Origin of the sequence: Microcoleus sp. Pol11C3 (genome assembly GCF_036701485.1) — a bacterium.
In the GTDB taxonomy this organism is placed as follows: domain Bacteria; phylum Cyanobacteriota; class Cyanobacteriia; order Cyanobacteriales; family Microcoleaceae; genus Microcoleus.
On sequence record NZ_JAUBQW010000036.1, the window covers coordinates 37,600 to 48,179 of the forward strand.

Sequence of the window (10,580 nt, forward strand, 5' to 3'; positions counted from 1 at the left end):
GACTTGATTCTAAACAATTTCCCTCGTTGCCAACTCGGTCTTTTGACTCATTTTTTTACTTGATCGAGGTCGATTTGATTCGGGCAAGGGCGCCCTTGTTCAAAGTCGGTGATATTGCCGATCGTGGTTTCGGCGATATTTTTCAAAGCTTCCTCGGTGAAAAAAGCTTGGTGTCCGGTAATCAGGACGTTGGGGAAAGTCAGTAAGCGCTGAAATACGTCGTCTTGAATCACCTGATTGGACAAATCCTCAAAAAACAGATCCGTCTCTTGTTCGTACACATCTAATCCGAGGTAGCCAATTATACCAGATTTCAGTCCTTTGGTAACAGCTTTAGTGTCAATCAACTGACCGCGACTGGTATTGATCAACATCATTCCCGGTTTCATTTGCTCCATCGCCTCTGCACCGATTAAATGGTAAGTTTCCGGCATCAGCGGACAGTGCAGACTGACAATATCAGAGGTGGCGAACAGTTCCGGGAGTGCGACGTATTCCATGCCTAGGGCGAGGCAATCTACGTTTTGAAAAACATCGTATCCCACCAGGCGACACCCGAATCCGTGCAGAATTTGGGCAGTAATTGCGCCAATTTTGCCAGTCCCGACGATTCCCACCGTTTTGCCGTGGATGTCAAAACCCAACAAGCCGTCTAGGGCGAAATTGCCTTCGCGGACGCGGTTGTAGGCCCGGTGGATTTTGCGGTTGAGGGACAAAATCAGAGCGACTGCGTGTTCGGCGACGGAATAGGGAGAATAAGCCGGAACTCGGAGGAGAGTTAGATCTAAATCCTTCGCTGCTGCTAAATCGACGTGATTGAATCCGGCCGATCGCAGCGCCAGCAAGCGCACGCCATTTTGGGCGATCGCCCCGAGCGTTTTCGCGTCCAAGCAGTCGTTCACGAACGCGCAGACGGCCGGAAATCCAGCAGCCAAAACGCTGGTTTCCAGGGTCAGATGCGGTTCAAAAAAAACCAAGTCATGTTTACCGCCGACATTGGCTGCTGTCAGAAAAGTGCGATCGTAGGATTTGGTATTAAATACGGCTACCTTCATGCTTTTTGCCTGCAAATCCCGTAATAGTTGGAAATTCTTTCCAGATTAACTCTAAATTTTACTAGAGCCTCGTTGCCCCAAACAACCCAGTTTCCCTGAGAAATATGGAGTTTCGCAACGATAGCATCTCTGAAGGCACCAAATTTTTAGCTTTAGGGCAAGTCCTGCTTAATTTTTTTAATCTAATTGCTTAGACTGTAGTAAAGCGCGATCGTTAATTGCTAACTTTTCAGGAGAAACTCAGATGCGTAAACAACTAAAAACTATAATTTATGAAATTTTAGAAACCTCAGAAAGCAGCAATTTATACAGTTTAGCAGATGACATTGTTATTACAATTTTGATTTTGATAAACGTCGGAGCTTTTATTGCTTCTACTTCGCCCGTATGGTCGCACGAACAGCAATCTCTTTTGGCAAACATCGAAATTGTTTCCTCCTTAGTATTTACAATAGAATATGTTTTGAGGCTGTGGGTGTGTACAGTCGATGGCAGATACAGCCACCCGCTTTGGGGAAGATTGAGATACGGTCTTACACCGCTAAGTCTGATTGATTTAATATCAATCGTACCTTTTTACTCCTTGCTATTATTTCCGAGTTTAAACATCGTTAATTTAATTCGCCTCCTGCGCTTGTTGCGCTTGCTAAAAATGAGCCGTTATTCAGAGTCAGTCCGAACTCTGGGAGCAGTATTGTACGCTAAAAAAGAGGAGTTAATCGCCACTGCATTTGCAGTTTTTATTCTGTTAATATTTGCCTCTAGCATCATGTATTTTGTGGAACACGAGGCGCATCCCGAAGTTTTTGGGAGCATCCCCGATGCAATGTGGTGGGGAGTTGTGACATTAACTACTGTTGGTTACGGCGATATTTATCCAATCACTCCTTTAGGCCGATTTTTAGGAGCAATATTAGCATTTTTGGGAATCGGAATTTTTGCGTTACCTGCGGGGATAATTGCTGCGGGTTTTTCCGAGGAAGTGCAAAGGAGAAAGCAGGAAAAAATGACGGCAACTTTAGAGCAATCTGCGAATTATCAATCGGTCAAAAGGCTGGCGGAAATCGAGGTCGGCTTTGAACAAAAACAAAGGGCGATCGCACTTCACATAGAAAGTTCATCCGAGTTGATGAAAATGTGTGTTCAAACGGCGAAACAGAAATTAGGAAGTGATTTTCAAAATGAACAAATTCTTTGCAGTTTAGCTATTCATCTGTACAATGAAGCAGTTGGAAAATTTGATCTGTAATTCGAGCTAGATATTATACCACTTGCAAACCTCGCCAACAATCTTGAAATCATCTGCGTTGCATCTGCGGTTTCCGGATACCTCAAAGATTTATTAGTAATAAGTCTATTACCATTCATATCACACCCTTTAAAATCACCCTTATTAGGTTGGTAGAGAGGAATAAAATCCTCACTACCACCCAATAAATGATTACCAATCTGGCGGCAAATTGTAATATTCTAGAGTTGATTTATCTGCCAGCAAATCTTTAGTTTTTCTGTCAATTTTAATCTCACCATCCGCCAAAACTAATGCCCTTTGAGTCGTTTTCCCGATCCAATTCAAATTGTGAGAAGCGATCAAAATTACCTCTATCGGCAATTGGGACAAAACCTTAGCTAAGTGACGCCGCCACGAGGGATCGAGTCCGTTAGTCGGCTCATCTAAGATTAAAATTGCAGGCTCTAATGCTAAAATTGCAGCCAAAGCTGCTAACCTTCTTTGACCTCCCGAAAGTTCGTGAGCCGAACGGTTGGCAAATTCTACTAAACAAAATTCGTCTAATAGCGATAAAGCTCGATCGCGCGCAACTCCCGGCGGCACCCCATAATTGCGCGGCCCGAACATTACATCCTCCAAAATAGTCGGCATAAATAGCTGGTCGTTAGCGTCTTGAAAGCAAAATCCAATCTGCCTGCGTGCCTGGGATAAAGTCGCCGGTTCCAGCTTTTTGCCCTGCACTCTAATCTCGCCGGATTGAGGCATTTTTAAACCGATTAAATTTTCGAGCAAAGTGCTTTTACCAGCACCTGTCAGGCCGAGCAGGGCAACTCTTTCTCCCGGTTGCAAAGTAAAAGAAATTCCCCGCAATACTGGTTTTTGCTCGGTATAGCCGAATACTAAGTCTTGCACTTCGATTGTTGGTGTCACTTTGAGAGTAGTCAATTTTTATATGCCTCGATTTTAGGATTAAGAGTATTTAACCGCAGAGGGCGCAGAGGCCGCAGAGAGGGGAGGCCAAGGAATTATGCCAAAGTTACCAATTAGCGTAAGAAGCTATTGTTAATCCGGCTGCTATTAAAATTGTTATTGTCAACCAGAGTCGCTCTTTAGGTGTCGCTTTTGAGTCAGTAGGTAAAGCTCCTTGATAGCCACGAATTAGCATGGCTGCGTGTACTCTTTCTGCCCGATCGAGACTTCGCAAATAGAGAGCTCCGATCATGGAAGCACTTGCATAACGCAGCCATCCTCCGGCGCCGGACAAGCCTCGGAGTTGGGCAGATATTTTCATGCGGTTGACTTCGGCCAGCAGGATTTCTAAGTATTGTCCCGTTAAAAGTACAATCTCTTGCAAACCTGCTGGTAGGGGTAATCCTTTGAGGGCGATTCCCAAACTGTGGGGTGGCAAAGTTAGCAGAAAACTATTCATAATTAGCAGGCAAATTAGGGAACGCAGCAACAGAAAACTGGCCCGTTCCCAACCTTGGGGCAGCACTAATAAGGAGAGAAAAAGCAATTCTGCTCCCAACAGTTGCGCTAGGGTTCGTACCGGAGCCCTGAGCCAAAATGACCAAAAAAGTGCGATCGCCCCATAAATCCCCAGCCACAGCCAAGCGCCAGTCTTCATAAAACCAATGCCGATGACAATTGTCAAAGACAGCCGCAATCGAAAAGGTATGGAGAGTTTAGACATCTTTAGGTTTTACCACCAACTGAGCAATCCCAAAAGCCGCGCCGAAGCTGAAGGCAGACCCCAAAAGTCCAGCAATGCTAGTACCAATCGGCTGTTCTTCTAATCCTTTAACTGTGTAATCTGCTAAAGGAGTAGGATTTTCGATCGCGGGAGCTTCTTTATCTTTAAAACCGTGTTTTTCGGCTACCGCTTCTAACCCGTCAGGCCAACTTGAAGCGAACAGCGAAAGCACGCCCGAAATTAATAAAACTCCGATTACTGGCACTACCCATTTCTGCAATTGTGGCTGTTCTCCCGGCAATAAATCCGGCCGCACTTTGACGAGATAAGTTAAAACGCCGCCTGTAATTACCCCTTCGCCAATGCCGATTAAAATATGTACGCCTACCATTGCTGGGAGTGCTATATTCAGCGGTACTGTACCAGAAATTGCCAGTTCGATCGCGCAGCAAACAGAAGCAGTAACAACGCTGAGGGCGGCAGCGATACCCGCAGCGAGGGGCAAACGATTTCGGGAACCTCCCAAGAGTTGCTGCAACGGCTGCAACAGCCACCAGCCCACCCAAATGCCAACTAGCCCCATGTTAAAAATATTGGCTCCCAAGGCGGTGATGCCCCCGTCGGCAAACAAGACGCTTTGAATTATAAAAACCGTGCTCATTGCCAAAGTTGCCGCCCAAGGGTTCCCCAAAACGACGGATGCCAGCGCCCCTCCCAACAAGTGGCCGCTGGTGCCGCCGGCTACGGGAAAGTTGATCATCTGGGCTGCAAACACGAAAGCTGTAGTTAAGCCCATGATTGGGGCTTGTCGGAGTCCAAGACTCGCGCGGGTTCGATTCAGGGCAACAGCAATTACTGCTGCACTTGCTATGCCGGTGGCTATGGCTACTGGCGGTGAAAGAAAACCATCAGGTATGTGCATCGATGTATCCCAAATAAGAGAACTTCCAGCCCTTTAGTCAACTATTTTTTACAAAAATTTACCATCCCCTGTAGGGGTATTTCTGCGATCGAGCGATCGGGGGATTTGCGGCGGGCGATCGCTTATTGGATATAGATTAGCGCCTCAGTGGCTGAATTTTGAGGAGGAAAAATTTTACATTAAATAATCCTGAAGAATTATTCGGATATTTTACAGACAACCGGCATATTGAAGCTTTTTGATAAGAATTATCAATATTTGTTTACTGATTCACAAGCAAAATCTATTCACAGTCCAGCTCAAACAAAAATATTAAAAAAATATAAAGAATAAACTGAAAATCCCTAATTGGTTTTATTCTCAACTCTTGAGAATAAGTTGCATTAATATTTTGACTACAGCAGCAGCAAAATTGCCTTAAAGCTAGTCAAACCGAAATTATTGGGTGTTCTCGAAACGAAAAAGCCTAAATTATTGCGAGTTAATATAGTTAGGAGTAGGTTTGTAGTTGTCACTCGTGCCAATCTGCGCTCGGCTCTGCCCGCACGAGCTGGATTATTAAGGAACTCAAAATACTAATGCGCTTATTCTCAAGTAATTTTCCGGACAACCTACAGGAGGTTTGCCAGTGGTGCAGCACTCAACCCAAGACTCAACTACCGATTTAGTTCCATCTGAATTTCCCAAACAGTTAGATATCGCTCAAGTGTCTGTCTACGGACTTAGCTTTTTATCCGGTGGTTTATTTCTGTTTTTACCTCTAGTTAACCTACTGCATCCGAGCCCTTGGCAGCGGTGGATGGGAACCATTCACGGCATGGGTGCAATGTTGGCATTACTGGTAATGGTTTATACGGGACATTTGGCTTTTCCCTTGCTGCGGGGTGCTGGTAAAATATTGCCGCAAATGCGTACTTTAGCCTTTTGGTCAACTCTTTTGAGTTTTTTGGCGATCGCTACTGGTAACTGGGCTTATATGCGTTATCGAGCCGGCGCAAATTTCGGGGGAGCTAGGGCTTTGCTCAAAGAAAACTCACCTTTAGGGCAGTATGTTTTGATGGAATATCACGAATTTAGCGTACTGTTTACATTGCCTTTAACAGTAGCTTGTGCGTGGATTTTGTGGAACTATGGCGACGCAATTTTAGAGAAAAAAAATCGCCCGGTTTTAACAGCTACCTCCGTGGCTTTGATGGCAATCATGTTTTTTGCAATGGGCGGCATGGTGAGCGGGCTTGGCGTTGCGAAAATTCAAGCCTTGTAGTTAATAGTTAGTTAACTCTATTAGCAACGGCTAATTACCAATTACCAAAATTAGGACACTTGTGCAATGACTCGACAATTATACCGCCAAAATGCTCCGGACAATGAACCTTTATACGGCAAATTTTGGAGGCAATTAAAACACTTTCCCAGCGGTTTAGCCGAAGGAGCAGAAACAGCACCTAGTGTTTCCGGGCCTGCAGCAGCCGCAGTAATTAGTGCAGCAATTGGTTGTTTTACAATGATGGTGACTCACCACTTGTCAGACACATCGAAAGCCACAGAAAAAATTGTTTGGAATCTCGGCACTTGGATTCCAGGAAGCAAGACAGATAGCGAATTGTGGGGAAATATCGGCAGTTACACAGGCAAAGAAACTATGTTGCTTGTGGGTTGGCTGATCAGTTGGCCAATTCTCCATACTCTGTGGAAGAATAAGAACATTAAAAGCCGCACCATATTTTTCTGGATGTTTGCTTTATTGGTTGCTGCCACAGCTATGTGCTGGCACCCTCTATTTCCCTATTTGCCGTTAACTTAAGTAATGTGAGGTTTGATAATGGAGACAAAAAATAAGCCACTTCCAGCCAGGGAGATGCACAAAATAGTTTGGGTTAGCGTCGGAGTTTTGACTCTTTTCTTTATCACTTTTCCCATCGCAATGTGGCGCGTTAGCCAAAAAGAAAAGTTTCGCGGTTTTCACGTCAAGTCTTTCACAATCGAGGGGCAAAGTCCCGCTAATGCTGTTGCTAATGCTGTCACTAATGGGCTGGCCCAACCAGCTATTGCCAGTAGCAGTGCGCTTCCGGCTGCAAATAATTCGAGTTTAGCAGTTGACAGCCAAAAAAAGCTGCCTGACAAGTCTCCACAGGTTGTACCTTTCACTAATAAGTCTACTGAAACGGCTATTGCGAGTAGCCCTACAGATAAGACTGTCCAAGCTGTACCTGTATCAGCAGGCCAGCAGGAAGTTCAGGCGGTGGATGGAACAAATCAGACAGCAGAAATTACAGATCGCGTAAAACTAGATGAGTTAGCTCTAAAAGTCTACGATCGCATCGATCGAAGTTGGCAAACTAGCCCTACGTTCACTCAAAATCTAGTCTATCGAGTCAGCACACGTCAAGATGGGGCGATCGCCACTTTCGAGCCGCTCAATCAACCCGCCAAGGATTACACCAAAGAAACTCCTTTGCCAAATCTGCGGAAATCTTCCGAAACTAGCACAAGTAACAGTGGAGCACCTGTCGCTAAGTTTACTGTAGTGTTTGCTCCTGCGGGAACCTTAGAAGTTAACCCGTAACTCACATACAACATCTCTCCGGTAAGGTGCGCCATCAGCACCTTACTTTTAATTTTTAACTTAAATGTGATATTATAAACAGCGCCCTCTAAGGCATTCTACATCTAAAACAACCAATGAAAGAACTTGACGACAAAAAAACCCAGGAACTGCTATGCACCATCATGGAATGGGAACTAGCAGGTGTCGTGCGCTACACCCACTATTCCCTAATGGTGACAGGGCCAAACCGGATTCCCATCGTGCAGTTTTTTAAAGCACAAGCAACGGAATCCCTACTCCACGCCCAACAAGCAGGAGAAATTCTCACCGGCTTAGAGGGGCATCCTAGTCAGAAAATTGCTCCTATCGAAGAAACCTACAAACACTCGGTGAAAGACTTATTGGAAGAAAGTTTAAATCACGAGAAAAAAGCGCTCAAAAAGTATAAATCTTTACTTGAAGTAGTGACTGACTCTAGCGTTTATTTGGAAGAATATGCCCGCAATCTGATTGGACAAGAAGAATTGCACCAAGTAGAATTGAAAAAAATGCTGCGGGATTATAGTTGATTTAATCATTGGTTATTGGTGAGTTGTTATTTCCAATGACCAATGACCAAGGCCCCATGCCCATGCCCCATCCCCCATGCCCCATGATTATAAAAAATGAATTTTAGTGAAGCGGTACCGACTTTTGTAATTACCCTGCGCGAAGGCGTAGAAGCCGCCTTAGTCGCCGGAATTGTACTAGCTTGCCTCAAAAAAGCCGAGCAAACTCACCTCAATTCTTGGGTTTATACAGGTGTCGCAGCCGGCATTGCTGCTAGCGGTTTTGTGGGTGTTCTATTCAATGGATTGCTCGCAGCACTATCAATATCCGAGCAGCCTTACGCACCAGTAATTAAACAGCTATTAGAGGGCGTGCTGGGAATTGTGGCGATCGTAATGCTAAGCTGGATGCTAATTTGGATGACTCAGCAAGCGCGCTTTCTCAAAGCAGAAGTTGAAGGAGCTGTAACAGCAGCTTTGACAGAAAATACCAATGCCGGCTGGGGCGTATTTGGCTTAATTTTTATTGCGGTACTGCGCGAAGGTTTTGAAACAGTTATATTTGTCAGCGCTCAGTTTCAACAAGGTTTGAGTCCCGCTTTGGGAGCTTTGGGCGGTTTGACTGGGGCTGCAATAATTGGGGCGCTACTGTTCAAGTGGGGTGTCAAAATTGATATCCGCCTGTTTTTCAAGTTTATGGGGATTTTGTTGCTGTTAATCGTGGCAGGTTTGGCAGTATCTGCACTCAAACATTTTGACCACGCCGCTGGGATTTTGTCGCAGATGAATAGCAAGTATGCAGCGATTTGTTTTTATTACGATCGCTCTGCACACATCCACTCTTGTATTTTAGGCCCGATGGTGTGGAATGCAGCGGAAATTTTGCCCGATCGGCAATTTCCAGGAGTCGTTCTCAAAGCACTATTTGGCTACAGAGATCGACTTTATCTCGTCCAAGCGATCGGTTACATAACATTTTTAGCCACAATCAGCAATCTTTATTTCCAAAAACTAGGCGCTAAGGCAACCGTTTCGGGCAAAAATACTCAGCCTACTCAAGAGACAACTATTGCTCCCTAGTTGTCATCCCTTTGCCTCCCCACCCACCCAGAATCTTCTCTAAAATCTCAAATCGTAGGAAAAATTCCTTTTCCCAACTCTCGCCGACAGGTAGAGGTTCAACTCCCGGCGAGATTTTTGGCGCTCGCGCTTTCTGATACACACCCTTAGCACTTATAATTAGTATAACAATTTTTACATAGCTCAAAAAGTTCTTAATCAACCTTATAATTCTTAAATGAAGCTTAAAATTAAAAAATTGGTTGTTAAAGTTACCTGGAACCCCCAAAAGGCTGTAGGCTCTGCCATGCGGTTAGCGGTGAGATAAATAATGATGCCTCGGATACTTGTTATTGATGATGACGCGGCGATCGCCGAACTCGTAGCCGTCAACCTAGAAATGGCTGGCTACGAAGTCACCCAGGCAGAAGACGGCATCAAAGGTCAGGCCCTAGCCATACAACTGCTGCCCGACCTGATCATGCTAGACCTCATGCTGCCTAGAGTAGACGGATTCACCGTATGTCAGCGGTTGCGGCGTGACGATCGCACCTCAGATATTCCCGTCTTGATGTTGACAGCCTTAAGTCAAACTCAAGACAAAGTAGAAGGCTTCAACTCCGGCGCCGACGACTACCTGACCAAACCTTTTGAACTAGAAGAGATGCTAGCCCGAGTGCGAGCCTTGCTGAGGCGCACAGACCGCATCCCCCAAGCTGCCAAACACTCCGAAATCTTGAATTACGGCCCGCTGACCCTTGTCCCGGAAAGGTTTGAAGCTGTTTGGTACGCTAAGACCGTCAAACTAACTCACCTAGAGTTCGAGTTGCTGCACTGCTTGCTCCAACGCCACGGTCAAACAGTCTCTCCCAGCGAAATTCTCAAAGAAGTGTGGGGTTACGACCCCGACGACGACATCGAAACTATTCGTGTACACATCAGACACCTGAGAACCAAGATGGAACCCGATCCCCGCCATCCTCGGTACATCAAAACCGTCTACGGGGCGGGTTATTGCCTGGAGTTGCCCAACAACGAGCAAGTAGCTGAAGAAACCAAATCCTCTGCTTGAGCTAGCCTGCCAGATGCAACAAGCAGTTAAAAATCCCGCTAGAAAAGCCTGAAAGCACTTGCTCTCAGGCTTTGTTGTTTGAGATGAATAGGTCAACAAGTAGGCATTAACTCCGTTGATCCTGAAAAAACAATCCCACACTCCCCTCTACCCTCACTTTTATAGAAGCTTGCCCAGAGGAAAGTACCGGATTTCTTTTCCCACCTTGTCTTTTCCGAGAAAATTAAATAGCTACTTAAACAATGCTATAGCCTTAATAATACTATTTATCAATAACTTCTGAACTATTCCTTTACTGGCTATTTTTGTTAAGGCGAAGCAAACTGCCAATTAAGCACATACAACAGTTATAACCTTTATTTTACGATGTTTTTGGGCTCTTCAGAACTTATGGTGATAACTTTATCTAATAAAAGATAGACTCGTGCATAAGACTAGAAGCTGAAACTCAT

General features: G+C 45.1%; 11 protein-coding genes. 7 read left to right on the forward strand and 4 right to left on the reverse strand.

Annotation, left to right across the window (positions count from 1 at the left end; all coding sequences use genetic code 11):
* Window positions 1-47: 47 nt before the first annotated feature.
* Window positions 48-1,055, reverse strand: a complete 1,008-nt coding sequence (locus QUA40_RS11115; RefSeq protein ID WP_333125225.1) for a 2-hydroxyacid dehydrogenase — start codon at window positions 1,053-1,055, stop codon at window positions 48-50.
* Between the two features lie 244 nt (window positions 1,056-1,299).
* On the opposite strand from QUA40_RS11115, the gene QUA40_RS11120 reads away from it, so the two are divergent.
* Window positions 1,300-2,304: an ion transporter gene (locus QUA40_RS11120; RefSeq protein ID WP_333125227.1), complete on the forward strand. Its 1,005-nt coding sequence runs from the start codon at window positions 1,300-1,302 to the stop codon at window positions 2,302-2,304.
* A 192-nt stretch (window positions 2,305-2,496) separates the two neighbouring features.
* On the opposite strand, the gene QUA40_RS11125 is transcribed toward QUA40_RS11120, so the two are convergent.
* The 3 genes from QUA40_RS11125 to QUA40_RS11135 form a co-directional block, all read right to left on the reverse strand.
* Window positions 2,497-3,231 carry an ABC transporter ATP-binding protein gene (locus QUA40_RS11125; protein ID WP_333125230.1) on the reverse strand — a complete coding sequence of 245 codons (735 nt, stop codon included), beginning with the start codon at window positions 3,229-3,231 and terminating at the stop codon, window positions 2,497-2,499.
* 91 nt (window positions 3,232-3,322) lie between these two features.
* Window positions 3,323-3,979, reverse strand: coding sequence for an energy-coupling factor transporter transmembrane protein EcfT (locus QUA40_RS11130; RefSeq protein WP_333125233.1), 657 nt, complete (start codon window positions 3,977-3,979; stop codon window positions 3,323-3,325).
* Window positions 3,972-4,901 carry an energy-coupling factor ABC transporter permease gene (locus QUA40_RS11135; RefSeq protein ID WP_333125236.1) on the reverse strand — a complete coding sequence of 310 codons (930 nt, stop codon included), beginning with the start codon at window positions 4,899-4,901 and terminating at the stop codon, window positions 3,972-3,974. Before QUA40_RS11135 ends, QUA40_RS11130 begins: the two co-directional genes overlap by 8 nt.
* Window positions 4,902-5,529: 628 nt before the next feature.
* Here QUA40_RS11135 and QUA40_RS11140 point away from each other — a divergent pair.
* The 6 genes from QUA40_RS11140 (at window position 5,530) to QUA40_RS11165 (ending at window position 10,128) form a co-directional block, all read left to right on the forward strand.
* The gene (locus tag QUA40_RS11140; protein ID WP_333125239.1) at window positions 5,530-6,165 is read left to right on the forward strand and encodes a hypothetical protein; all 636 of its coding nucleotides are present in this window, start codon (window positions 5,530-5,532) and stop codon (window positions 6,163-6,165) included.
* A gap of 66 nt (window positions 6,166-6,231) precedes the next feature.
* A complete protein-coding gene (locus QUA40_RS11145) occupies window positions 6,232-6,705 on the forward strand; it encodes a hypothetical protein (protein ID WP_333125242.1) in 474 nt (157 codons plus the stop codon).
* Window positions 6,706-6,723: 18 nt separating this feature from the next.
* A complete protein-coding gene (locus tag QUA40_RS11150; RefSeq protein WP_333125246.1) occupies window positions 6,724-7,467 on the forward strand; it encodes a hypothetical protein in 744 nt (247 codons plus the stop codon).
* A 116-nt stretch (window positions 7,468-7,583) separates the two neighbouring features.
* Window positions 7,584-8,018, forward strand: a complete 435-nt coding sequence (locus tag QUA40_RS11155) for a ferritin-like domain-containing protein (protein WP_333125249.1) — start codon at window positions 7,584-7,586, stop codon at window positions 8,016-8,018.
* 96 nt (window positions 8,019-8,114) lie between these two features.
* Entirely contained in the window at window positions 8,115-9,077 is a 963-nt protein-coding gene (locus QUA40_RS11160) for an FTR1 family protein (RefSeq protein WP_333125252.1), read from the forward strand.
* A 313-nt stretch (window positions 9,078-9,390) separates the two neighbouring features.
* Entirely contained in the window at window positions 9,391-10,128 is a 738-nt protein-coding gene (locus QUA40_RS11165; RefSeq protein ID WP_333125255.1) for a response regulator transcription factor, read from the forward strand.
* Window positions 10,129-10,580 lie beyond the last annotated feature (452 nt).